This is a genomic window from Bifidobacterium sp. LH_426 (genome assembly GCF_056356875.1).
On record NZ_JBKEVB010000004.1, the window covers coordinates 212,496 to 236,955 of the forward strand.

Genomic DNA, 24,460 nt, shown 5'->3' on the forward strand with positions numbered 1-24,460 from the left:
GATTATGTCCGAGACTGTGAGCGAATTCGAATTCGAGCGGCGGTTCTTCTGTCGTGAACTGCCGCCCGAATACGATGACGGCGATGCACCCGCCCTCATCCTGCAGAGCTATTTCGTCTATGAGGACAACTATGCGCTACGCGTGCGCCTGAAGACGCGACGTGTGCGCATCGACATGACGCCCGACCTCGACCCGCGCGCGGTGCTCGAGGAGCATTGCGACGATTTCGAACGCGCCTACGTCACCGTGAAAGGGCCGTCCGTGGGCGGCACACGCTATGAGGCGGAACGTGAGATCGACACGCGCATCGCCGTCGAACTGGTGCGGCGGGGCGGCAGGCCGATCATCAAGAACCGGTATTCCGTGTGGATCGCGGAGGACGGGTGGAGCGTGGACGTGTTCGGCGGGGCGAACGCGCCGCTCATCGTCGCCGAGGCGGAGCGCGCCACGCCCGTCACGAATCTCACGATCCCGAAATTCTGCGTCACCGAAATCACCGACCAGCCGCGCTTCAACAACGATGGTCTCGCCGGTCGCCCATTCGGCGAATGGAAGGACGATTTCGAGCGCGAACTCGCCGCCACCGGCCCCCAATTCCAACAGTTCTTCGGCAAGAACAAAATGGAGTGAACGCGGGCAGACCGCGCACCCGGCCCCCTCTGACGAGGGGGCTGTCCGCGAAGCGGACTGGGGGAGAGACCACGGCCGTAGGCCGCAGGAAACGGAATCGGCCTTCGGTCGATGCGATATTCCCGCGACCTACGGTCACTTCCGTTTCTCTCCCTCCGACCGCCTACGGCGGCCACCTCCCTCGTCAGAGGGAGGCAAGGAAGCGGAAATCAGTACATCAGCGTGGCGAGGCGTCGGCGGGCGGCCTTGAGGCGCGCGTCGGTCGGCTCGGGAATCGCGAAGTATTCGAGCAGGCGCTTGCGCACCGGTTCGATGTCAGCCTTGTGGCCGGCGGCCACGAAGTCGAGCAGACGGTCGAAGGCGTCCTGGATCTGCCCGCCGATCATGTCGATGTCGGCCACGGCGAGCTGGGCCTCCACGTCATCCGGCGCGGCCGCGGCGGCGGCGCGCACCTCGCGCACGTCGGCGTCGGCCGAACGCGCGAGCAGCAGCGCCTTGGCGCGTTCGCGCGCGGCGAGCGCGTCGTTCGGATCGGATTCGAGCACCCTGCCGTACGCGGCGGCGGCACCCGCGTAGTCGCCGGCCTGCGCCAGCTGGTGCGCCTCCTGATGCTCCGGCGGCACGACGGCGGTCGCGGCGGCACCCGCGCCGTCCGTGCCGGAACCGTCGGCGCCCGCCGCGGACGGGTCGCCCGAGTATGGGGCGGTGCCGGTCACGCCGGACTGCTGCGCCATCGCGACGATCTTCGGCAGCACCTGCTCCTTGATCTGCGTGAGCTCGTCATCGGAGGGCAGACCCTGCAGCAACGGCATCGGACGGCCGCCGATCAGAGCGAACAGCGCGGGCGCGCCCTGCACCTGCAGCGCTTGGGCGATCGACGGGTTCTCGTTGATGTCGATGCGGGAGAGCTGGATCTGGCCGTTCATCGCGTTCACCGCGTCGGCGAGCGCGCGCGCCATCGGGAAGAGACGGTCGTCGGTGGGAATCCACAGGAGCAGCAGGATCGGGAACGTGGCGGAGGTCTGCACCATCGCCTGGAACGTGTTCTCCGTGGTGTCGATCACGTAGCCGCCGGCCGCGGGCGCGCCGCCCTCCTGGCCGGGTTCGGCCTTCACCTGATGCGCGAGCGCCTCGAGATCGACGGCTCCCGCCAACGAGACCCCGGGATTGAACTTCGGCTGATCGGCCATGCCACGCCTCCAACTTGTCGTGAGAATACAAAAAGATGCCGCCACTCATCTTAGTGACGGCATCCCCGCTTCGCCTACAGCGTTCACTACAGCGCTTCGACCTTGACGGGCTGGCGTTCGGCGCCGACGGCGGTGATCTTCGCGGCGTCGCCGGTGGCGCCGGCCGGCGGGATGTACATGGCGATCACGTTCACGTACGTGACCTTCATCGTGCTGGTGGCCTTGCCATCGCCGAACAGCGCCTTCTCCTGGTCGGAGGCGGGCAGCGATTCGCGGCCCTCGCCGGCCTGGCGCGTCCAGGTGGAGTCGATGCGCGCGACGACCAGGTCGCCGCCGTCCGTGGACCGCATGATCGCGAGCTGGTTCTTCGGCGCGGTGAACTCCTGCTCCTGCGTGCCCTTGTTCGCCTCCATACCCTGCTGCACGGTGGCGTTCAGCTGCTGGAGGTCGGAGCGGAACAGGTCGTCGGCGAACTTGTCCTTGTACTGGCTGGAGTCGCCGTTGTTGAGCAGATCGGTGTACCAGTCCACCGCGTCCTGGGGGGTCGCGACGAGCTTGGCGTCCTTCGTGGTGCCCATCTCGGTGCCGAGCTTCGGCACTTCGAACTTCGGCAGTTTCGCGCCCTGGAACAGGCGGGCCACGCCCCACAGCTTGTAGTTCTCGCGCGCGGAATCCTGCGTCATGACGAGCAGCCGCTTCGACTGCTGGTCCTCGGTGGTCGTCGTGATCGTGAACACGGTGCGCGGCCATCCGTCGTCGACGGGGATGACGGTCTGCGTGATCTTGCGCGGAATCGTCGCCTTCGCGTCGAGCGTGCCGGTCGCCGCGGCGATGGTGAGTTCGCTGGTGCGCACCTCGAGCTGCGGTCCGGTCAGTCGCGCGGCGAGTCCGTCCACGTTCTTCGACTCGTTCGCCGCGTCGATCACGTCGAGGATGTCCGTGCGGATCCTCTTCTCCTGCGCGACGGTCAGGTCGGGCGTGCGGGCCGCGGATTCCGCGGTCGCGACCTTCGGCACCTGTCCTTCGCACGCGCCGAGCGAGACGAGCATGCCGGCGGCGAGGGTGAGCGCCGTGAGTTTCGCCGCGATGGTTCCCATACGTTTCGTCATCGGTTCTCCTCCCCGTCCGTGGTCGTGTCGTCGGTCGCGGCGTCTCCGGCCGCGCCCGAATCGCCGGAATCATCCGAACCGTCGCCGCCGACCTCCTGCGCGAGACGCGCGAAGTACGCCTGCAGTTCGTCGGGGGAGATCACGGACGTCGCCTCGTCGTTGACGTCCGGTTGCGCGGCGACGGCCGGCTGCGGCGTGGCGGCGGCTTCGGCCGCGCCCGCCGCGTCGGCGACGAGATTGCGCGACGTCGGATCGACGACCACCGGCGAATCGACCTTCACCGGCTCGATCGTGCCCGTGTCGGTGCCGACGGCGTGGCGGCGGCGACGGCCGCGCCCGCCGCGTTTCGTCTTCGGCTCGTAGCTCGGGCTGAGACCGAGGCTGCCGGCGACGGCAGCGCCGATCGACACCTCCTCCTCGGGCTCGACCGGAGCGCTTTCGACGTGGCGCTTGCGGCGCTTGTGCGGCGGCATCGCGAAGACGGTGGCGGTGAACACGGCGAGCACGGCGAGCAGTCCGCCGATGAAGTACAGCGGGGTCGCATAGTCGGGCAGCGTGCGGCGTGTCCACGTGAACGACACGTCGGCGGCGGTCGACGAGCCGAGATCGACGATCGCGACGTCGGTGGAGTTGCGCGACGTCGCCTTCATCGTGACCTCGCCCTTGCCGCACTTGACGGCGGTCCACATGTCGGAGTCCTTGAACGCGACTTCGGTGGAGTCGCCGGTGGCGGACGCGGCACCCGAGGCGCTCTCATCCTGGCCGCCGTCCGCCTTCTCGGTGGACAGCGTCGCCCAGTCGGCCAGTCCGGTGACGCGCGTGTAGGCGGCGCCGGACAGCCACCCGGAGGCGTCCTTCGACGAGGCGGTCGCGACGCACACGTCGCCGCCGCCCGCGTCCACGTTCATGTTCACGGTGCTGTCGACCAGTCCGAGCACGTTCGGATCGGTGACGATGTAGCGGGAGCCGCTGACCTTGGCATCGGCGGTGATGATGCGGCTCGGCTGCCAGATCGTGGCGTTCAGCACGCCGACGACGATCGCCGCGACGGCCAGGAGGCCGACGAACGGCGTGACCACGCCGCGCATGATGGTCGCGCGGCGCCGATCGTGCGGAGTGCGGCCGTCCTTGCGGCCGGCCTCGTCCGCGCGCTCGTTCTCGTTCTTGGATTCCTCAACACTCATAATGAGCGCCATTCTACAAGCCAGGCCTGAAAGCCGGGTGGGAACGGCGGGAAAATCGCGGTTGGCGGCTAGGGTGGTGCCCATGCGCAACACTTCTCATTCCGTGATCCGCACCGCTCTGGCGGCCATCTGCTCGCTCGCCATGTGCGCGACGCTCGCCGCGTGCGGCGGTTCGAACTCCGATTCGAAGGACTCCTCGAAGTCCTCGTCCGACTCCTCCTCCAGCTCCTCGTCGACGAAGATGGACCAGATCGCCGGCGTGACGGCGACCGGCGATCTCGGCTCGAAGCCGAGCATCAAGTTCAAGACGCCGATGACCGTGCAGAACAACACGTACGCGGTCGTGCAGAACGGCGACGGCGAGACCATCGAAAAGGGCGACCGCGTGTGCGCCCAGGGCATCGCGATCAACGCGAAGGACGGCTCCGAGCTGATGAGCTCGTGGGAGAAGAACACGCCCGACTGCTCGATCCAGCTGTCCGACTCGAACCTCAAGCAGATCCCGCCGTACACGAAGATGGTGGGCCTGAAGCTCAACTCGACGATCGTGTTCGGCGTCAACGACTCGAACAGCTCCGGCACGTCCTACCTGCTCGCCTACACGCTCGTCTCCCGCTCCAAGGACCTGACCAAGGCCACCGGCGACGTCGTGACCGACATCCCGTCGAACCTGCCGAAGGTGACGCGCGCCAAGAACGGCAAACCGTCCATCGACATGAACGGCCAGGGCTCCGTGGATTCGCTGGTCGTGCAGACGCTCGTCAAGGGCAATGGCAAGGAGCTCACCAAGGACAACACCGCGGTCGTCAAGTACACGGGCTGGCTGACCGACGGCACACAGTTCGACTCCTCCTGGTCGAAGAACACGACGCTCGACGCCGACCTGTTCAGCGATTCGACGAACGGCCAGCATCAGGTGATCACCGGCTGGCAGGAGGGTCTGCGAGGCCAGACCGTCGGCTCGCAGGTGCTGCTCATCATCCCGCCGGACAAGGCGTATGGCGACACCGCCCAAGGTTCGATTCCCGCGAACTCGACCCTCGTCTTCGTCATCGACATCCTCGGCGCCTACTGATCGGTCGCACGATTACGTCCCACATGTCGGCCCCCTCTGACTGAACTGCGTCAGAGGGGGCTTTGCTGTTGGGCTAGAACGGGCCGTGATGCGCGTGTCGGCAAGGCGCACCGAGGGAAGGCGTGCGCAGGCACGTCGACCGAGGAGCAACGCGGCCGACGCGCCATCACGGCCTGTTCAGAACAGACGCAGGGAGTCGTCCTCGGTACCCTTCATCTCCTCGTAGTCGAGGATCAGACAGCGGAAGCCACGGTCCTCGGCGAGGACGCGCGCCTGCGGGGTGATGGTCTGCGCGGCGAAGATGCCGTGCACGGGGGCGAGCAGCGGGTCGCGATTCAGCAGCTCGCAGTATCGGGTGAGCTGTTCGACGCCGTCGATGCCACCGTGGCGTTTGATCTCGATGGCGACGTGTTCGCCGTCCGCGTTGACGGCCATGATGTCGACCGGGCCGATGGCGGTCGGGTATTCGCGGCGCACGAGTTTCGCGCCGTCGCCGATGCGGTGGATCTGTTCGGCGAGGTACTGCTGCAGATGGTCCTCGACGCCGTCCTTGACGAGACCGGGATCGACGCCCAGATCATAGCTTTCGTCCGAATACACGTGGTACAGCGTGACTTCCAGGATGTCCGATGACTTGTCCGCCGTGACGCGCAGCACCTTCTCGGGCTGCGGTGCGGTTGCGTCCGCCGCGTCTGCATCCGTCGCGTCCGCGCCCTTCTCCCCCGCTTCCGGGACGATTTCGCGGATCGTGCAGGGGGCGCTCATCCAGTTCAGCGGCTTGTACGAGCCGAGTTCGGAGAAGATCAGCAGGCTGTTGTCCGCCTTGATGAGCAGGACGCGCCTGGCGAACGGCAGGGATGCGTTGAGTCGTCCGGAGTATTCCGCCGAGCAATCGGCCACAAGAATGCGCATAACGGCTCACTGTACCGCATCCTCCCCACCCCACTCACCACACCTCACCCACAACCCACTCACACCCCCGGCGCAACTCCCATGGTGCGGTAAAACTCCCATGGTGCGGTCGCCGAAAACCGCATGATTCCGGGGATATGGAGAAAGTGTGTTGCCGCACCATGGGACGAAAAAGCCCTCTTCGGGATTCCTTGAATCCTGAAGAGGGCTTTAGGACGCCGAGGTCAGCGGGTCAATGGGGACCCGGTCACTGCTCGGGACCGGAGTACTGCACGTCGTGGCCGCGTTCGACCGCGACGGTCAGCTTGTTCGAGTCGAAGGAGATGAATCCGTCGGTCACCTCGAACGTGTGACGGGCATCGTCGGGCTCGACCACAGTGAGCGTACCCTGCTTGATGACCGTGAGCACCGGCTCATGGTTCGGCAGGATGCCCATGCCGCCTTCGGAGGCGGGGATGGTCACGCTTTTCGCCTCGCCGTGCCACACGGGGTGGTCGGCCGCGACGATGTTCACCTTCATCGTGGTCTTTTCCGATCCTGCCATCACGCACCCAGTTCCTTCTGCATCTTGTGCCACTTCTCCTCGAGGTCGTCGATGCCGCCGATGCCGGAGAACGCCTGCTCCGGGACGTCGTCGTACACGCCGTCGCAGATGCGGGTGAAGGCCTCGATGGTCTCGTCGGCCGGCACGTAGGAGCCCGGGCGACCGGTGAACTTCTCGGCCACGTAGAAGTTCTGGCCGAGGAACTGCTCGATGCGGCGGGCACGGTTGACGGTGGTCTTGTCCTCTTCGGAGAGCTCGTCGATGCCGATCAGGGCGATGATGTCCTGCAGCTCCTTGTTACGCTGCAGAATCGCCTTGACGCGGTTGGCGCACTCGTAGTGCTTCTGGCCGACGTAACGCGGATCGAGGATTCGCGACGTGGAGCTCAGCGGGTCCACGGCCGGGTAGATGCCCTTCGAGGCGATGTCACGGGAAAGCTCGGTCGTCGCGTCGAGGTGGGCGAAGGTCGTGGCCGGGGCCGGGTCGGTGTAATCATCGGCCGGCACGTAGATGGCCTGCAGCGAGGTGATGGAGTGGCCTCGCGTCGAGGTGATGCGCTCCTGAAGCGCGCCCATCTCGTCGGCCAGGTTCGGCTGGTAGCCCACGGCGGAAGGCATACGGCCCAGCAGCGTGGACACCTCGGAACCAGCCTGCGTGAAGCGGAAGATGTTGTCGATGAACAGCAGCACGTCCTGGTTCTGTACGTCGCGGAAGTACTCGGCCATGGTCAGTGCGGTCAGCGGCACGCGCAGACGGGTGCCCGGCTGCTCGTCCATCTGGCCGAAGACCAGGGCGGTCTTCTCGAGAACGCCGGCCTCGTCCATCTCGCCGATCAGATCGTTGCCCTCACGGGTACGCTCGCCGACGCCGGCGAACACGGAGACGCCGCCGTGGTTCTGCGCCACGCGCTGGATCATCTCCTGGATGAGGACGGTCTTGCCGACGCCTGCGCCGCCGAACAGACCGATCTTGCCGCCCTGCACGTACGGGGTCAGAAGATCGATGACCTTGATGCCGGTCTCGAACATCTGGGTCTTGGACTCCAGCTGGTCGAACGCCGGCGGGTTGCGGTGGATCGGCCAACGCTCGGTCACGGTGATGGTCTCGTCCGGCTTCTTGTTGAGCACGTTGCCCGCGACGTCGAAGACGTGGCCCTTGGTCACGTCGCCGACCGGCACGGAGATCGGCGCGCCCGTGTCGAACACGGAGGCGCCGCGCACCAGGCCGTCGGTCGGCTTCAGCGCGACGCAGCGCACGGTGGAGTCGCCGAGGTGCTGTTCGACCTCGAGGGTGATCGTGGTCGACTTGGCCTCGCCTTCCTCCTTGGCGCCCGTGTTGACGATCGTCACCTTCAGGGCGTTGTAGATGTCGGGCAGATGGCCCACCGGGAACTCAACGTCGATGACCGAACCCTGGACTCGGGTGACGCGTCCGTGAATCGGCTCGCCGTTGCTCTCGGAAGCCACAGTGGTCTGATTCTCAGCCATAGTGCGTTCCTACTCTTCCTTTGTATTCAGCGCGTCGGCGCTGCCGATGATCTCGGTAAGTTCCTGCGTGATCGAGGCCTGACGCGAGGCGTTGAGCTTGCGCGTGAGATCGTCGATCAGATTGCGTGCGTTGTCCGTAGCCGTGTGCATGGCGTTCTGACGGCTCGCCGTCTCGGAGGCGGCGGCGGTCAGCAGGCACTCGTGGATGCGGGACTGGATGTACTTCGGCAGAATCGCATCCAGCACCTCGTCCAGGCTCGGCTCGAAGGCGTACAGCGGCGAGACGTCGTCCGAATCGGAGGACTCCTCCTCGGATGCGCGCGCCGTCGGCGCGCCCACGATCTCGACGGGCAGCATGCGCAGCACGCGCACCTTCTGGACCACCATGTTGATGAACTCGGTGTAGACGATGTAGAGTTCGGAGACTCCGCCCTGGTCCGCCGGCTTCATATAGGCGTCCATCAGGGCGTTGGAGATCGTCTCAGCGATTTCCACGCCGGGCTGGTCGGTGTCGCCCTCCCATGTGGCCGCGACGTCGCGGTTGCGGTACTTGTAGTACGTCGAACCGCGACGCCCGTACACGAACAGCTCCGGCTTCTTGCCGGCATCCTCGAGACGAGCCAGCAGCGACTCGGTCTCGCGGATGATCGAAGAGGTGTACGGGCCGGCCATGCCACGATCCGAGGTGAGGGCGAGAACGGCCACGCGCGGGTTGTTCTCGTCCTTCACCGCGATCGGATGCGTGATATGGGTGTGTGCCACCAACGCTTGCACGGCATCGAAAATCGCATCGGTGTACGGCTTCGCGTTCAAGGCGACGTCACGGGCCTTGGCGATGTGCGAAGACGCGATCATCTCCTGGGCGTTGAAGATCTTCTCCAACGACTCGGTGGAGTGGATGCGTGATTTCAATGCGAGTTGCGAGCCCATGGCTTACTTCTCTCCCGCCACGATCTTTTCCTGCTCGACCGGAGCGGCCTTGGACACGTCCGGCTTCTTGTCGACCAGCGGCTTGCCGGTGGACGACACGAAGGTCGCACGGAACGCATCGACGGCCTTGGCCAGCTCCGCCTCGGTGTCGGCGGTGAAGTCCTCGGTCTCGCGGATGGTCTTGAGGATGTCGGTGTTGTGATCGAGGTAGTCCAGCAGACCCTGCTCGAAGGGCAGCACGTCCTTGAGCTCGAGGTCGTCGAGCTTGCCGTGGGTGCCGGTCCAGACGGACACGACCTCCTGCTCCATCGAGTACGGATGGAACTGCGGCTGCTTCAACAGCTCGGTCAGGTGGGCACCACGGGTCAGCTGGGCCTTGGACGCCGCATCCAGATCGGACGCGAACATGGCGAAGGATTCCAGCGAACGGTACTGCGCCAGGGAGATCTTCAGCGTGCCGGAGACCTTCTTGAGAGCCTTGGTCTGTGCGGCGCCGCCGACTCGGGAGACCGAGATGCCGACGTCCACGGCGGGACGCTGGTTGGCGTTGAACAGATCGGACTGAAGGAAGATCTGGCCGTCGGTGATGGAGATCACGTTGGTCGGGATGTAGGCGGACACGTCGTTCGCCTTCGTCTCGACGATCGGCAGACCCGTCATCGAGCCGCCGCCGAGGTCGTCGGAGACCTTCGCGCAGCGTTCGAGCAGACGGGAGTGCAGGTAGAAGACGTCACCCGGGTAGGCCTCGCGCCCCGGCGGACGACGGAGCAGCAGGGAGATCGATCGGTACGCCTCGGCCTGCTTCGACAGATCGTCGAAGACGATGAGGACGTGCTTGCCGTTGTACATCCAGTGCTGGCCGATGGCCGATCCGGTGTACGGGGCGATGTACTTGAAGCCGGCGGAATCGGAGGCCGGGGAGGCCACGATGGTGGTGTACTCCATGGCGCCCGCGTCTTCGAGGCTCTGCTTCACGGAGGCGATGGTGGAGCCCTTCTGGCCGACCGCGACGTAGATGCAGCGCACCTGCTTCTTCGGATCGCCGGATTCCCAGTTCGCCTTCTGGTTGATGATGGTGTCGATCGCGATGGCGGTCTTGCCGGTCTGGCGGTCGCCGATGATGAGCTGGCGCTGGCCGCGGCCGATCGGCGTCATCGCGTCGATGGCCTTGAGGCCGGTGGATAGCGGCTCGTCGACCGGGTGGCGGTGCATCACGTCCGGAGCCTGGGCTTCGAGGATGCGGCGGCCTTCGCTCTTGATCTCGCCGAGGCCGTCGATCGGCTTGCCCAGCGGGTCCACGACGCGGCCGAGGTAGCCGTCGCCGACGGGCACGGAGAGCACTTCGCCGGTGCGGCGCACTTCCTGGCCTTCCTCGATTCCAGCGAAATCGCCGAGGATAACCACGCCGATCTCACGGGCGTCAAGGTTGAACGCCAGGCCGAGCGTGCCGTCTTCGAACGTCAGCAGCTCATTGGCCATGCAACCAGGCAACCCCGTCACGTGCGCGATGCCGTCACCGGCCGTGGCGACATAGCCCACTTCCTGGGTGGGAGTGTCGCTCGGCTGGTAGGACGACACGAAGTCGTCCAAGGCCTTGCGTACCGAGGCGGGATCGATGGTCAGTTCTGCCATGATCACTCCTTCATTTGGTTTCTTGTTCAGTGCAAGTCTTTGCTTGTGTGTTCAGCCGTGCGGCGCTTGCGGAGGCCGATGGCCCCGCCCGGCGCACGCGGGCCTGTCAGTCGGTGCTCAGTTCGTGCCGGCCTTCACCGTGCGGTGGAGATGTTCGAGCTGCGCGACCACGGTGTTGTCCGTGACCTCGTCGCCGACCTGGATGCGCATGCCGCCCAGCACGGACGGGTCGACCACGGCGTTGATGTGCACCGGGCGTCCGACCTTCGCCGTGTAGATCTTCACCAGTCGCAGGATCTGCTCCTTCGTCAACGGGGTGGCGGTGGTCACGGTGACCATCGACTCGCCCATGTGGCGGGAGAACTTGTTGATCAGCCACTGGATGGTCTCCAGATAGCGGCGACGGCGCAGGTTGCACGTGGCGTGCTCGGCGAGACGCATCGTGACCTTGTTGAGGCCCTTGCCGCCGAACAACTCGCGGAACAGCGCGACGCGCGCCTGGCTCGTGGCCTGGTCGTCGTACAGCTTGGCGCGCACGACCGGCAGGGTCAGCAGCGCCGAGTTCAGCTGGGACAGCTCGATGGACACCTTGAGCGTGGCACCGGTGGCGTCCGCGTAGTACATCATCGCGTCGACGCCGAAGTCCTCGACGGCGTTCGCGATGTGGCGGGCCTTGCTCCACTGGCGACCGACCAGATCGGTCAGGATCTCCATCGTCATCGGGTGCACGCGGTCGCCGACGATCTCCTTGAGCACGGCCACCTTGTCGGCGACCGGACGGGACGGGTCGGTCAGCGCGCGCTCGAGCGCGATGTTGTCATCCAGCACACGGGTGATCGTGAACAGTTCGTTGCCGATCCGCCACGCGTCCTCACGGGTGTCGCGAAGCTTCGGGGCCAGCGAATCACGCGACTCGCGGTCTGCAATACGAGATGCCTCTCCTCGCATGGTCACCTCCCTTTCTCGTTGCGGATGTTCACTTCTTGGCGTCCAGATCGTCGAGCATCGAATCGATCATCGACGACTGCACGTCCTTGTCCTCGAGCTTGGCGCCGAGGATCTTGCCGGCCAGCGCGGTTGCGAGCGTGCCGACCTCGCCCTTGAGGGAGACGAGGGCCTGCTGCTGCTGCGATTCGAGGGAACGCTGAGCGTTGGCGGTGATCTGCGCCGCATCGGCCTCGGCGCGGGTGCGCGCGTCGGCGACGATGTGGGAGGCTTCCGCACGGGCGTCGTCGCGGATCTTCGCGGCTTCGACGCGGGCTTCGCTCATCTGGGCCTCGTACTTGGCCTTGGCCGCGTTGGCGTCCTTCTGGGCCTGCTCGGCCTTGGCGATGCCACCCTCGATCTTGGCGGCGCGCTCATCGAACACGGCCTGGAACTTCGGCAGGAAGAACTTGTAGAAGAATACGGCGACGATGACGAGGATGATCAGCGACCACACGATGTCATAGGTCTCAGGCAGGAACAGCTCGACGCCGCTCGCGGCTTCAGTCACCATAACGTCTTCCTCCTTTCATGTCCTTGGAGATTCGTTTCGGATGGGCTATCGATCACTGGAAGATGAAGGCGGCGACGAAGCCGAGCAGCGCCAGCACCTCGACGAACGCCAGACCAAGGAACATCAGCGTCTGCAGGCGGCCGCCGAGCTCGGGCTGGCGGGCCGTGCTCTCGATGGTCTTGCCGATCAGGATGCCCAGACCGATGCCGGGGCCGATGGCCGCGAGGCCGTAGCCGACGACGTTCAGGTTGCCCGCAACCGCAGCGAGGGTAACGATATCCATGGTTGTTTCCTTTCTGGTTATTGCCGTGATAGCAACAGTTTGTTGTCCCTGGGTCAGTCGGCCTCGGGGAAGCTCATATTGATGTACGCGGTCGTCAGGATCGCGAAGATGTAGGCCTGCAGGCAGGCGACCAGCGCCTCGAACAGGAACATGAACATGCCGGCGGCGAAGGTGATCACGCCGAACGGGGCCATCGCCTTGTTGGCGATGTCGATCAGGAAGAACTGGGTGGCCGACAGGCACAGGCCGAGGATGAGGTGGCCGGAGACCATGTTGGCGAAGAGTCGGATCGTCAGCGAGAACGGGCGGATGACGAGCAGCTCGAGCAGCTGGATCGGCGACAGCAGGATGTAGATCGGCGCGGGCACGCCCTTCGGGAAGAGCTCGTCACGCAGGAAGTGGCCGAGGCCCTTCTCGCGGATGCCGGCGATCCAGTACTGGCAGAAGCACCACATGGCGAACACCAGCGGCAGCGTGATCGTCGCGGAGGCGGCGATGTTGAAGCCCGGGATGATGCCGCACAGGTTGAACACCAGCAGCGTGCAGAACACGGTGGTGACCATCGGCACGTAGCGCTTGCCACGCACCTCGCCCATCACCTGGTAGACGATCTGGTCGCGCACGAACTCGATCAGCCATTCGACCGCGCCCTGCCAACGGCCCGGGATCAGCTTCACGCGGTGCGCGGTGATGCCCAGCACAATCAGCATGATGATGGTCGCGAGAATGCGGACCAGGATGATTCGGTTGATGGCGAACGGGGTTCCCTGGAACAGCAGTTCCGGAGGGAGAAAATCGTCGATGCTCGGGTACTCCGGTTGCGTGGCACTCGCCAACGTCAGCGAGTTGAGTGCAGCACCAATCATTCGCGCCTCCTGCTTCTTCTAGTCAGGTGTCAGTTTAGACCAACTGGGTCGGCGAATGTGACGTGTCGATGAATTCGTCTTCCGTCTTCCCTCTTCGGAACCACCGGCCTCGGCATGGGTCGGGCCGGCGTCGAGCTCCGAAATTGACTGATTGCCGATTATTGGCCGGTCTTGGGACAAAACCAAATGGCCGCCACATCGGCGTGTTGTCGTATTACATCGTTGGAACGACGCGGGTTTCCGGCTTTTTCAAGCGGTTTTCCAGAAGTAATCCGTTGCCATATTGTGACCATTTACCAGACCAAATAATGGACGTTCACTGTCCGCATCGCAAGCAGGCCGGCTCCGAAGCAACCCGAAATCGGCCTTGGATCAGCCCCGGATCACCCCGTAGCCGTCGTGCGCGAACGGCGCGAAACCGTCCTTGCGGGGTCCGCCCGGCTCATGCCGGATCGACCGGTCCGTGCCGAGCCGCTTCTCGGCCCGCAGTTCCGGCACCTCCGTCAGGTCGTACGGCGTGGTCTGGTACACCCAGTTGAGCCAGTTGCGCCACAGCAGGTTCGCGTGCGCGCGCCACGCGAACAGCGGCTCGATCGACGGGTCGTCGTGCGGGAAGTAGTTCTTCGGGAACGGCACGTTGCTCATGCCCTTCGCCATGTCGCGCTCGTACTCCTCGGCGAGCGTGTACTTGCCGTACTCCCAATGCCCGAGCGCGAACACCTCGGAGAAATCGCGCGTGGCGATGAGCCCCGGCCCCGACTCCGGCCCCCACGTGAGGATCTGCAGATCGGGGTTGGCGCGCACATCGCGCTCGTCCACGCCGGCGAGGCGCGAGTGCGGCTGCAGCGCGATCTCGTCGAAGCCGTTCGTCAGGAAGCAGTATTCGTCCTGCAGATACTGCGGGAACACGCCGAACACCTTCTCGGCGTAGTCGACCTTGCGCACGCCGTAGCGCCGGTAGAGCGCGCCCATCGCGCCCCAGCACAGGTACATCGTGGAGAACACGTGCGTGGACGCCCAGTCGAGAATCGTCTGGAACTCCTCCCAGTAGTCCACTTCCTCGAACGGCATGTGCTCGACCGGGGCGCCGGTGACGACGAAGCCGTCATAGTAGTTGTCGGCGAACGCGTCGAGGTTCTCATAGAACTTGAGCAGATGGTCGGCGGACACGTGCGTGGCCTCGTGCGTCGAGGTCTTCATGAAGTCGACCTCGACCTGCAGCGGGGATTTCGAGATGAGACGCAGCAGCTGGGTCTCGGTCTCGATCTTCTTGGGCATGAGGTTCAGGATCACCAGCTTGAGCGGGCGGACGCGTTGACGCTCCGCCTCGGGCTTCTCAAGCGCGAAGATGCGCTCCGAGTCGAGGATGGCTCTGGCCGGCAGGCCGCTGGGAATCTTGATAGGCATGTCTTCATTATGACCGTAACGCGGATTTGCCGCACGTCGCCCGCTTCCCCGACGCCATACTTCTTTTTTATCGCGGATTATCAACCTCCGCCCCGCGAACCACGCAAGCGCGACACGCCGATAGCGCTCCGATTTGACGTATACCGATTCGCCGGTATCTTAGATAGAGCTGTCACAAAGACAAGCCGACGCGGGGTGGAGCAGCTCGGTAGCTCGCTGGGCTCATAACCCAGAGGTCCATGGTTCAAATCCATGCCCCGCTACCAACAGAAAACGCTAGGAATCGCAATGATTCCTAGCGTTTTTTCGTTTTCCGGGCCGGGCATTTGCCGGGCGGATACCCAGACCCCCTCAGCCGGCTTCGCCGCCAGCTCCCCCTGAAGGGGGCGCAGGGGAAGTGGGCCGCCACGGAGGCGGACCTCTGCTACAGGCTCCGGCGCTTGATCACGGCGAGGATGAACGCGCCGACCGCGAGCGCGGAAATGCCCACGCCGAACACGAGTCCCACGTTCACGCCGGTCTGGGGCAGCGGTTCCTTCGGCTCGTCCGGTTTGCACTCCTCCTCCACCGGTTCGCACGGCTCGTCGGGGTTGTCGGGTTCGCATGGCTCGACCGGTTCCTCGGGCTCGCACGGCTCCTCGGGTTCCTCCGGTTCGCATGGCTCGTCCGGCTCATCCGGTTCGCAGGGTTCCTCCGGCTCCTCCGGTTCGCACGGCTCCTCGGGCTCGCACGGCTCGTCCGGCTCCTCGACGGTCACGCGCGTGTGCTCCCATTTGTCGTCGTAGCGGCTGGCGGCGGGCATCACGCGGTCGTCGCCGGCGAATTTCCAGACGAACACGTACCAGCCGTGGCCGTCCGCCTTGATCTCGACCGGATTGCCGTGCGCGTCGGGCGATCCCGCCCCCACGCGGATCCGCCCGTTGACGGCCGGATAGTCCCAGGTGCCCACGAGCCGATGGTTGGCGTCCTCGACGGGCTCCTCGGCACCCTTCGGCTCGTATGCGTCATCGTTCGCGGGATCGTCCGGGTCGCCGGACCACCAGACGCTCACCTGCGCGAGCGGCTGGTCGGCGCCGATGCCGTAGGTCTCGTCGCCGGCGAACGTGCCGTGGTCGTCGGGGAATCCCTTCACCGTGATCGTGTCGCTCAGGTGCGAGCCGACCTGCGCCGCGTGCTCGGTGACGGTCGATTCGACCTCCAGCTTCGCGCGGTTCGAGTTGCTTTCGGTCGCGTCGAGGAACGGCGTGACCACGTCGGCGAGCACGTATTCCTTGGCTTCGTCGCTCTGTTTCGACGCGTCGATCGCCCACACCCAGGTGCCGAAGCCGCCGCGCGCGGGCGCATGGTACGGCTTGCCGTCCTTGCCGGTCGCCTTCGCGGTCATCTGCTGTCCGGCGCCGGTGAACGTCGCCTCGCCTTGGGCGGCCGGCTCGTAGCCGCGTCGTTTCACGCGCGCGAGGAAGTCCTCGACGCTTTCGCCTTCCTTCGGTTCCATGCGGTCGACGAGCCGGTCGGCGGGGATGTCGTCGAAGTACCAGCCGTCGGCGACGAGCTTCAATCCGTCCTTCCAGTGATCGTCGTCGCCGGCCACGCCGGAGGTCACCTGGTCGCCGACCTCCTGCCCGGCGTCGACGATCTTCGCCGCGGTGACGGTGGCGAGCGTCGGCGTGAAGTCCTTGCGCACGCGGAAGGCGACGCCCACGTTGGACACGCTTTCCTGCTTGCCGAATCCGATGTAGTCCTGGTCGCTGACGAACTGTTCGATGCGCGGACGGTCGTAGCTTGAGTGGACCTTCACCTCGCCTTTGCCGGTGGCGGTCCACGTGTGCCGTATCGGTTTCAGATCGGTCACGCCGCTCACGACGGCGCCCGCCGCGCCGCCGTCGCCCGCGTCGAACCGCGCCGGGCCTTCGATGCGCAGTTCGTAGCGGATGCCGGCGATGCCCTGGCCGCCGGCGTTGGTCACCTGCACGTCGACCCATCCGTTGCGCACGCCGTCGACCGTTTCGGATTCGACGCGGATGCCCATCGGCACGCGCGCGCCCGCCTCCTGCCACAGCTCGGCGGCCCGCGCGTCGAGTCCGGGATACCGTTGCAGGATCGCCGCGTAGTGCCGTTGCCATTCGCCCGGATCCGCGTCGAAGTGGTCGTGCACGAGGATGCCGATGGCGGCGTGGGTGCGTGCGTCGCGGTTCTCCCGATAGTGGTCGGCGAGCCATCCGATGCGTCTCGCCGCCTCGCCGTCGTCGCGGATGTGCGACGACGAGTAGCTGGTTCCGGCGGTCTTGCCGGCTTCCATGCAGTAGACGAGGCGTCCGTCGGCGGTTCTGGTGATCGCGCCGATCCGCTGCCCCTTCAGCGTGCCCACGTCGTATTCGAGATACGTGTTCACCGGCGCCCAGCTCATGCCGCCGTCGGCGAGCGCCGCGGGTACGCCGACGGCCATCATCGTCATCATTGCCGATATGGCCGCGATGACCGCGGCGAGACGGGGGCGCTTCCGTGCGCGCGTCTCACCATGCGACCCGAGATTCGATTCGTCGGTCATGCTCGTGTCCTCCCTGTCCTGCGCCCCGACGGGGCGCTGCTTGTTCCCTACGTCCGCCCTCGTGCCGGGGCCGTCGGACGGATGCGTTCATGTTCGCGGAAACGGGCGGCGCGCACCCCGTTTTCCGGGCCTTGTGGTCGGAGCCCCCGAGGCCGGGCGTGTTGTGGATAAGTTCAAACGTTTGCTTGTCCACATTCCGCCGATTCGGGGCGCTTCCCACGACGGTCGTCCACAAACGTTGTCGCCCGTCCACCGGGTTATCCACCGCGACGGGCCGAAAAGGCTGTATTTCCGGCACACCCGCCCCTACAATGGGTGCCGTGGCACATCCAAGGTCGCGTGGCCGCAACATTGCGCTGCGGTCCGTGCGATACGTGTGAGAAGTAAGGAGGAGGTCGCCATGTCGAAGACGACCAACAGCGATACGAACAACGCCGTGGCCGATACGAAGTCGGAGGATCACGAGGCGGCAACGGCGGAGAAGGGCGTCAAGACCGCGAAGACCACGAGGAAGAGGACCACCACGCGCCGCCGCAAGGCCGCGAAGCCGACCCAGGTCGAGGTCACCGTCGTGGGCGAGACCCCGGCGCAGTCGATTCCCATCACCGAACCGGGCCAGTTCGGCCGCATCAACATCATGGACGTCACGCCGAACGAGGAGCGCGGCGTCTACCCGGCGCGCGTCGAGCTGGGCGAGCCGTTCGAAGTCACCGCGCAGGTGTTCATCGAAGGCCGCACGAAGGTGGGCGCCACCGCGGTCGTGCGCAACCACCGCGGCAAGGAGATGCAGCGCATCCCGATGACCTGCGCCAACCCGGGTCTCGACCGTTGGGCCGTGACCCTGACCTGCGGCGAACATTCCGACGTGAAGCCGTGGGAGCCGGAGTTCGCCCAGATCAAGCGCCAGCTTGGCGAATGGTCCGTCACCGTCGAGGGCTGGGAGGACACCTACCGTTCCTGGCTGCACGACGCCACCATCAAGGTGAAGGTGAACGACGACGTCGAGAACGCGCTGATCTCCGGCGCGCAGCTGCTCGACCGCTGGGCGCACACCCCGGACGCGAAGCTCAAGGCCGCCCAGCGCAAGGTGCTCGAGGCCGCCGCGAAGACGATGGCCGACGAGACCCTCTCCCCCGAGGATCGTCTCGCCGCCGCCACGACCGCCGAGGTCACCGAGCTGCATGAGACGAACCCGCTGCGCGACGGCCTGTCGGAGAGCGCCCCGCAGCGCTTCCTGGTCCAGCGCCCGAAGTCCAGCTTCGCCGCCTGGTACCAGTTCTTCCCGCGTTCCGAGGGCGCGTACGTGGACGAGGAGACCGGCAAGATCGTGCAGGGCACGCTGAAGACCTCCGTCTCCGGCCTGGAGCGCGCGAAGGCCGAGGGCTTCGACATCGTGTACCTGCCGCCGATCTTCCCGATCGGCCACACGAACCGCAAGGGCAAGGACAACTCCCTCGTCGCCGGCCCGGACGATCCGGGCTCGCCGTTCGGCATCGGCTCCGAGCTCGGCGGCCATGACACCGTGGACCCGCTGCTCGGCACGATGGACGATTTCAAGGCCCTGTGCGCGAAGGCGCATGAGCTGGGGCTGGAAATCGCGCTCGACTTCGCCCTGCAGTGCTCGCCCGACCACCCGTGGGTCAAGGAGCATCCGAACTGGTTCCGTACCAAGCCGGACGGCACGATCGCGTTCGCCGAGAACCCGCCGAAGAAGTACCAGGACATCTACCCGATCGACTTCAACGCGGACATGCCGGGCATCGAGCGCGAAGTCGAGCGCATCATGGACCTGTGGGTCGAGGCGGGCGTGACGATCTTCCGCGTCGACAACCCGCACACGAAGCCGGTGCGCTTCTGGCAGGACGTCATCGCCGCGGTCACGAAGAAGCACCCGGAGGTGCTGTTCCTCGCCGAGGCGTTCACCCGCCCGGGCATGATGCGCGCGCTGAGCTACGTGGGCTTCACCCAGTCGCACTGCTACTTCCCGTGGCGCAACACGAAGGAGCAGCTGGAGGAGTACCTCGGCACCACGAACGGCGACGACGGCTACTACCAGCACAACACGTTCTGGCCGACCACGCCGGACATCCTCACCGCCTACGTGCGCGACAACGGCATCGCCGGCCACGCGGTGCGCGCGGTGCTCGCCGCGATGGGCTCGCCGAGCTGGGGCATCTACAACGGCTTCGAGCTAATCGAGAACCAGCAGCGCGACGGCTTCGAGGAGCAGCGCAACAACGAGAAGTACGAGATCAAGGTGCGCGACTGGTCCGAGGCGGACAAGTTCGGCATCGCCGAGCTGCTCACCTCGCTCAACCGCATCCGCCGCGAGCATGTGGAGGCGTTCAGCTACCACAACCTGCACGTGCTGGAGACCAGCGACCCGAACATCGTCGCGTTCGCGCGCCACACGCCGGCGAACCTGACGAAGTCCGGCAAGCCGGAGACGCTGATCGTGGTCGTCAACCTCGACTGCCACAACGCGCATCAGGCGATGGTCCACTTCGAGATGCCGGAGTTCGGCGTCGATCCGAAGTGGGGCGCGCATCTGCGCGACGAGCTGACCGGCCGCGACTTCGCCTGGGGCTGGGACAACTTCGTCTCGCTCGCCCCGTGGGCGGATGTGGCGCACGTGTTCAGCGTCGTGCACGAATACGGCGAATGATTCCGCCCGCCGCGTGTTTCGCGGTAAGGTGATTAGCGAACAACAACCAATCAAGGAGAAACCGAAATGGCTGAAACCTTCAACGTCGTGGTCGAGATCCCGCGCGGTTCGAAGAACAAGTACGAAGTCGACCAGGAGACGGGCCGCGTCTTCCTGGACCGCGAGCTGTTCACCGCCATGGGCTACCCGGACGACTACGGCTACATCGAGGGCACGCTGGGCGAGGACGGCGATCCGCTGGACGCGCTCGTCATGGTCCGCAACTCCGTGTTCCCGGGCTGCGTCATCGAGTGCCGCGCCGTGGGCCTGTACCACATGGAGGACGAAGAGGGCGGCGACGACAAGGTGCTGTGCGTGCCGGCCGACGTCCGCTACGACGACATCCAGGACGTCAAGGACGTCAACGAGTACCACCTGAAGGAGATCAAGCACTTCTTCGAGCAGTACAAGGCCCTCGAGCCCAACAAGGAAGTCCTCCCGGGCGACTACTGGACCGGTGCGGACGTCGCCGAGAAGGAGATCAAGGAAGCGCGCGAGCGCCTTGCTGAGGCGTCTAAGTGACAGTCCAGTGGACTGTCACTAGCCGAAGTGAGCGGCTTGCCGCGAAGCACGCGTGAAACGCGTGGCGCGAAGTGATTTCGCGTGATTAGGCTCCCCTTGCCGGGGAGCTGGCCCGCGAAGCGGGACTGAGGGGTAGTCGGATCCAAGCATCCGCTACCCCTCAGTCGTCTCCGACGACAGCTCCCCTGCAAGGGGAGCCGAAAGACCGGCATCCGTATATAATCGAATACCGTAATTTCACCTAGGCCTAGGCGGCGTGTGGGAACGCTGGTCGAGGCCCATCCCGTGGTGACGGCCGATCGGGCCGCCGGGGGATGAACCATTCACGCACACACCATGATTTCGATGATTATCCAATCGTTGCTGATTTCCGTTTCCGTTTCGATGGACGCGTTCGCCGTGTCCATCGGCAAGGGCCTGACCGTGAAGAAGGCACGGTTCATCGACGCCCTGAAATGCGGCCTGTGGTTCGGCGGGTTCCAGGCGCTGTTCCCGCTGCTCGGCATCTTCGCCGCCTCCGCGTTCGCCTCCTACGTGACGAGCGTGGACCATTGGATCATCTTCTTCCTGCTGGCCGTGATCGGCGGCAACATGATCCGCGAATCGTTCGAGGAGGACGAGGAGAACGCGAAGGAGACGCCCGAATTCGACTGGAAGCACATGCTGCCGCTCGCCGTGGCGTGCAGCATCGACGCGTTCGCCGTGGGCGTGAGCCTGGGTCTCATGAAGGTCAACATCGCGTTCACGGTCGCCGCGATGGGCGTGGTGACCGGCCTGTTCTCGATCGCCGGCATCTACATCGGCCGCGCGTTCGGCGCCCGCTGGCAGAAGCCCGCGCAGATCGCCGGCGGCGTCGTGCTGATCCTCATCGGCGTCAAGGTGCTCCTCGAACACCTGGGCATCATCGCGTTCTGAGCTCGGACTTCGCTGCCTCCCTCTGACGAGGGAGGTGTCATCGCGAAGCGATGACGGAGGGAGAGAAGAAGAGCGGCCGTAGGCCGCGGGGGAAACTGAATCGGCCTCCGGCCGATGCCTTGTCTCCCCCGCGGCCTACGGCCGCGGTCTCTCCCCCACCCGGCTTCGCCGGGAGCCCCCTCGTCAGAGGGGGCCAAAGACAGAAGGCTCGCTCACCCTCATCGGGGTGAGCGAGCCTTCTCCGTATCCGTACGATGAACCGGACTCAGCCGACGATCTGCAGAAGCAGGGCGGCGGCGAAGACGACGAGACCGTAGAACATGACGGGCAGCAGTGCGACGCCGACCCAGGGGGCACGCTGCGCCGGATCCGGATCGAGCTCCCTGAGCCACCACACGGAGGCGTAGGCAAGCACGAGCGCGAACAGCACCATCACCACGACCACGCCGGCGAACAGGCCGTCGGACACCCTGAACCCGCCGGAGACCACATACGGGATGAAGTACCAGCCGGCGAGCGAGATCGATGCGGCGCCGCCGGTCACGCAATGCGACAGGGCGCGGATGAGATGCGAACGCTCCTCGCGCAGCATCTGCCGTCCGAACGAGACGATGGTGAGCACGACGAGCAGGCCGGCCACGGCTGCCGCCCAGCGAATCTCGTCAGAGTTCGCGTCGAACAGGGTGCCACGCGCGTCATCCTTCACCATGAACAGTCCGCCCGCGGCGGGGAACGCGACGAACACCAGCGACAGCGCACCGGCGAGGATCCCGATCACCCGGTCCACGATCGTCGCGCGGAACGGCCAGAACACGTGGAACAGCACAAGCGCCGCGGCCAACAGCACGATCACGGCCATCTGCGCGACGATGCCGGCTCCCGCGCCGGCCAGCCCCCACACGGCGCCGACCACGATGAGCAACGCGTACGCGAGCGCCTGCACGCCGAGCATCGCCCCGCGCTTGGCGTTCCACTGGCTTACGGCTTCACCGGTCATACCAATCCACTCCCGAATCCACAATGCGGCCTCTTAACTGCACCAATCCTACCCGCCGCGGCGGATGCCGGGCCACCACCCGCCGGACATCCGCGCAAGCTCCCGCCGCACGCCGCCGAACCCACGGCACCGCACGCCGGCCATATCCGCGACCGCATCGCAGACGCCATCGCATAGTGGACATGACCACATGGTGGATGCATCCCCGCCCCGATTTCCCCCGTTTTCGCATCGGTTTTCCCATCCCGGTCCGCGTCGGAGCAGCCGCCGACCCCCGGAAACGCAACGTTTTCCGCACGCATATTGCCGCTTGTTGTCACAGAAGTTAACATCATGTGTCCCATCTGTGCGCGTACAATGAGGCGCAGAATTCGTAAGGGTCTCCATCACGAATCTCCGATTCGGTGCGCCACACCCGTCTCGGTCATTCCCGCAATGGTCGCCTTCCATCTGACAAGGCCCGGCCCGCGCCGGAGCCCGATACAAGAGAGGGGCAAGACGTGACTGATCTGACGTTGATGACGTTCGCAAGCAACCCCGCCTCCGTGCTGCCGTCGCTCGCCCTGCTCTCCCACCGCGTACGCGTCCTGCCGATGGACGCGGCCAGTCTGGTGAAGATGCCGGAGAACACCATCCTGTTCCTCGACGCGCGCGACGATCTGGCCACCGCGAAGACCCTGTGCAATCTCATCCACGCGTCCGGCCTGTCCACGCCGATCGTGCTGATCCTCACCGAGGGCGGCTTCACCGTCGTCAACTCGCAGTGGGGTATCGCCGACGTGGTCGTCGCGACCGCCTCCCCCGCCGAGGTCGAAGGCCGTCTGCGCCTCGTCTCCGAACGCGGCAACGCACCTGCCGCGAGCGCGAGCACGGCCGCGGGTGACAAGGGCGTGACCACGGAGGACGGCCAGATCCGTTCCGGCGACCTCATCGTGGACACGAACGGCTACACCGCCTCCCTGCACGGCCGCCCGATCGATCTGGCGTACAAGGAGTTCGAACTGCTCAAGTATCTCGTGCAGCATCCCGGCCGCGTGTTCACGCGCGCGCAGCTGCTGCAGGAGGTGTGGGGCTACGACTACTACGGCGGCACGCGAACCGTCGACGTGCACATCCGTCGTCTGCGCGCCAAGCTCGGCGGCGAATACGAGCATCTCATCGGCACCGTGCGCAACGTCGGCTACCGTTTCGATCCGCCGGACGAGGAGTCCGAGGAGTCGGCCGCCAAATCCGCCGCGCGCAACGCGCCGAAGGGCGAGTGACGGTCCGCGCCGTCATCGATCATCCGAGCGCGATCATCCCAATCACCCAAAGCATCCGATATGCCACGTGAATCAAAGCGGGCCCGCATCGCCCGCATGCACGGCGAATACGCGATCCTCACCGGACTGTTCCCCGAACCGAAGTGCGCACTCGATTTCTCGACGCCGCTGCAACTGCTCATCGCGACCGTCCTGAGCGCGCAGACCACCGACAAACGTGTCAACACGGTCACGCCGGAACTCTTCGCCCGCTACCCGGACGCCGCGGCGCTGGCCGTCGCGAATCCCGAGGACGTGGAGGACATCATCCATCCACTCGGCTTCTACCGGTCCAAGACGAAGCATCTGCTGGGACTCGCCGCCGCGCTCGACGAGCGTTTCGGCGGCGAGGTGCCACGCACGATGGCGGAACTCACGAGCCTGCCGGGCGTGGGCCGCAAAACGGCGAACGTCGTGCTCGGCAACGCGTTCGACGTGCCCGGCTTCCCCGTCGACACGCACGTGATGCGCGTGACCGGACGCCTGCGCTGGCGCAGCGACTGGCGCGACCGTCACCCCGATCCGGTGGCCGTCGAGAAGGAGATCACCGCGTGCTTCCCGCCCGAGGAGTGGACGGATCTGAGCCACCGGCTCATCCTGTTCGGCCGTGCGGTCTGTCACGCGCGCACGCCCGATTGCGCCGACTGTCCGCTCGCCGCCACCTGTCCGTCCGCACCGTCCGTCGCGTAGCCTCCCGCTCCTTCCGCTCCCGCCGGCGGACTTCC

The 24,460-nt window shown here is 65.7% G+C and carries 22 protein-coding genes and 1 tRNA gene; 8 read left to right on the forward strand and 15 right to left on the reverse strand.

From position 1 onward, the window contains the following. Nucleotides 1-4 precede the first annotated feature (4 nt). On the forward strand, nucleotides 5-631 hold the full coding sequence (locus tag AC1AYD_RS05925; protein ID WP_476502679.1) for a CYTH domain-containing protein: 627 nt from the start codon (nucleotides 5-7) through the stop codon (nucleotides 629-631). A gap of 209 nt (nucleotides 632-840) precedes the next feature. Here the strand turns inward: AC1AYD_RS05925 and AC1AYD_RS05930 are convergent, their stop codons facing one another. From AC1AYD_RS05930 to AC1AYD_RS05940, 3 genes are all read right to left on the reverse strand, one after another. Continuing rightward, complete coding sequence (locus AC1AYD_RS05930) at nucleotides 841-1,821, reverse strand: tetratricopeptide repeat protein (protein ID WP_476544821.1); 981 nt, start codon at nucleotides 1,819-1,821, stop codon at nucleotides 841-843. 86 nt (nucleotides 1,822-1,907) lie between these two features. Next, the gene (locus AC1AYD_RS05935; RefSeq protein WP_476544822.1) at nucleotides 1,908-2,930 is read right to left on the reverse strand and encodes a DUF8094 domain-containing protein; all 1,023 of its coding nucleotides are present in this window, start codon (nucleotides 2,928-2,930) and stop codon (nucleotides 1,908-1,910) included. After that, nucleotides 2,927-4,114 (reverse strand): hypothetical protein, encoded by a 1,188-nt coding sequence (locus AC1AYD_RS05940; RefSeq protein WP_476544823.1) that lies wholly within the window; start codon nucleotides 4,112-4,114, stop codon nucleotides 2,927-2,929. The genes AC1AYD_RS05935 and AC1AYD_RS05940 overlap by 4 nt, the downstream gene beginning before the upstream one ends. A gap of 82 nt (nucleotides 4,115-4,196) precedes the next feature. On the opposite strand from AC1AYD_RS05940, the gene AC1AYD_RS05945 reads away from it, so the two are divergent. Beyond that, the gene (locus AC1AYD_RS05945; RefSeq protein ID WP_476544824.1) at nucleotides 4,197-5,189 is read left to right on the forward strand and encodes an FKBP-type peptidyl-prolyl cis-trans isomerase; all 993 of its coding nucleotides are present in this window, start codon (nucleotides 4,197-4,199) and stop codon (nucleotides 5,187-5,189) included. A 177-nt stretch (nucleotides 5,190-5,366) separates the two neighbouring features. Here AC1AYD_RS05945 and nucS read toward each other — a convergent pair whose 3' ends face one another. From nucS to AC1AYD_RS05995, 10 genes are all read right to left on the reverse strand, one after another. Continuing rightward, a complete protein-coding gene (nucS, locus tag AC1AYD_RS05950) occupies nucleotides 5,367-6,101 on the reverse strand; it encodes an endonuclease NucS (protein WP_476502684.1) in 735 nt (244 codons plus the stop codon). Nucleotides 6,102-6,348: 247 nt separating this feature from the next. After that, on the reverse strand, nucleotides 6,349-6,645 hold the full coding sequence (locus AC1AYD_RS05955) for a F0F1 ATP synthase subunit epsilon (protein ID WP_034528884.1): 297 nt from the start codon (nucleotides 6,643-6,645) through the stop codon (nucleotides 6,349-6,351). Further along, the gene (gene atpD / locus AC1AYD_RS05960) at nucleotides 6,645-8,132 is read right to left on the reverse strand and encodes a F0F1 ATP synthase subunit beta (RefSeq protein ID WP_034528882.1); all 1,488 of its coding nucleotides are present in this window, start codon (nucleotides 8,130-8,132) and stop codon (nucleotides 6,645-6,647) included. The genes AC1AYD_RS05955 and atpD overlap by 1 nt, the downstream gene beginning before the upstream one ends. 9 nt (nucleotides 8,133-8,141) lie before the next feature. After that, nucleotides 8,142-9,062, reverse strand: coding sequence for a F0F1 ATP synthase subunit gamma (locus tag AC1AYD_RS05965; protein WP_476502685.1), 921 nt, complete (start codon nucleotides 9,060-9,062; stop codon nucleotides 8,142-8,144). 3 nt (nucleotides 9,063-9,065) lie between these two features. Continuing rightward, nucleotides 9,066-10,694, reverse strand: a complete 1,629-nt coding sequence (atpA, locus tag AC1AYD_RS05970; RefSeq protein WP_476502686.1) for a F0F1 ATP synthase subunit alpha — start codon at nucleotides 10,692-10,694, stop codon at nucleotides 9,066-9,068. A gap of 117 nt (nucleotides 10,695-10,811) precedes the next feature. Continuing rightward, nucleotides 10,812-11,642 carry a F0F1 ATP synthase subunit delta gene (locus AC1AYD_RS05975; protein ID WP_476502687.1) on the reverse strand — a complete coding sequence of 277 codons (831 nt, stop codon included), beginning with the start codon at nucleotides 11,640-11,642 and terminating at the stop codon, nucleotides 10,812-10,814. 28 nt (nucleotides 11,643-11,670) lie between these two features. Continuing rightward, entirely contained in the window at nucleotides 11,671-12,189 is a 519-nt protein-coding gene (locus tag AC1AYD_RS05980) for a F0F1 ATP synthase subunit B (RefSeq protein ID WP_476502714.1), read from the reverse strand. Nucleotides 12,190-12,244: 55 nt separating this feature from the next. Then, on the reverse strand, nucleotides 12,245-12,475 hold the full coding sequence (gene atpE / locus AC1AYD_RS05985; RefSeq protein ID WP_034528870.1) for an ATP synthase F0 subunit C: 231 nt from the start codon (nucleotides 12,473-12,475) through the stop codon (nucleotides 12,245-12,247). Between the two features lie 53 nt (nucleotides 12,476-12,528). After that, entirely contained in the window at nucleotides 12,529-13,341 is an 813-nt protein-coding gene (gene atpB, locus AC1AYD_RS05990) for a F0F1 ATP synthase subunit A (RefSeq protein WP_476502688.1), read from the reverse strand. A gap of 372 nt (nucleotides 13,342-13,713) precedes the next feature. Further along, nucleotides 13,714-14,748 carry a homoserine O-succinyltransferase gene (locus AC1AYD_RS05995; RefSeq protein ID WP_476502689.1) on the reverse strand — a complete coding sequence of 345 codons (1,035 nt, stop codon included), beginning with the start codon at nucleotides 14,746-14,748 and terminating at the stop codon, nucleotides 13,714-13,716. Nucleotides 14,749-14,937: 189 nt separating this feature from the next. Here AC1AYD_RS05995 and AC1AYD_RS06000 point away from each other — a divergent pair. Beyond that, a tRNA-Met gene (locus AC1AYD_RS06000) sits at nucleotides 14,938-15,014 on the forward strand. A gap of 158 nt (nucleotides 15,015-15,172) precedes the next feature. Here the strand turns inward: AC1AYD_RS06000 and AC1AYD_RS06005 are convergent. Next, nucleotides 15,173-17,296 (reverse strand): hypothetical protein, encoded by a 2,124-nt coding sequence (locus AC1AYD_RS06005; RefSeq protein ID WP_476544825.1) that lies wholly within the window; start codon nucleotides 17,294-17,296, stop codon nucleotides 15,173-15,175. A gap of 400 nt (nucleotides 17,297-17,696) precedes the next feature. On the opposite strand from AC1AYD_RS06005, the gene AC1AYD_RS06010 reads away from it, so the two are divergent. The 3 genes from AC1AYD_RS06010 (at nucleotide 17,697) to AC1AYD_RS06020 (ending at nucleotide 21,437) form a co-directional block, all read left to right on the forward strand. Continuing rightward, entirely contained in the window at nucleotides 17,697-19,961 is a 2,265-nt protein-coding gene (locus AC1AYD_RS06010; RefSeq protein WP_476544826.1) for an alpha-1,4-glucan--maltose-1-phosphate maltosyltransferase, read from the forward strand. A 66-nt stretch (nucleotides 19,962-20,027) separates the two neighbouring features. Further along, nucleotides 20,028-20,522, forward strand: a complete 495-nt coding sequence (locus AC1AYD_RS06015; RefSeq protein WP_476502692.1) for an inorganic diphosphatase — start codon at nucleotides 20,028-20,030, stop codon at nucleotides 20,520-20,522. 336 nt (nucleotides 20,523-20,858) lie between these two features. Further along, nucleotides 20,859-21,437: a manganese efflux pump MntP gene (locus AC1AYD_RS06020; protein ID WP_476544827.1), complete on the forward strand. Its 579-nt coding sequence runs from the start codon at nucleotides 20,859-20,861 to the stop codon at nucleotides 21,435-21,437. Between the two features lie 265 nt (nucleotides 21,438-21,702). On the opposite strand, the gene AC1AYD_RS06025 is transcribed toward AC1AYD_RS06020, so the two are convergent. Next, entirely contained in the window at nucleotides 21,703-22,434 is a 732-nt protein-coding gene (locus tag AC1AYD_RS06025) for a hypothetical protein (protein ID WP_476544828.1), read from the reverse strand. A gap of 518 nt (nucleotides 22,435-22,952) precedes the next feature. On the opposite strand from AC1AYD_RS06025, the gene AC1AYD_RS06030 reads away from it, so the two are divergent. Then, nucleotides 22,953-23,696, forward strand: coding sequence for a winged helix-turn-helix transcriptional regulator (locus AC1AYD_RS06030; RefSeq protein WP_476502715.1), 744 nt, complete (start codon nucleotides 22,953-22,955; stop codon nucleotides 23,694-23,696). 60 nt (nucleotides 23,697-23,756) lie between these two features. Beyond that, nucleotides 23,757-24,425 carry an endonuclease III gene (nth, locus tag AC1AYD_RS06035; RefSeq protein ID WP_476502695.1) on the forward strand — a complete coding sequence of 223 codons (669 nt, stop codon included), beginning with the start codon at nucleotides 23,757-23,759 and terminating at the stop codon, nucleotides 24,423-24,425. Nucleotides 24,426-24,460: the final 35 nt, after the last annotated feature.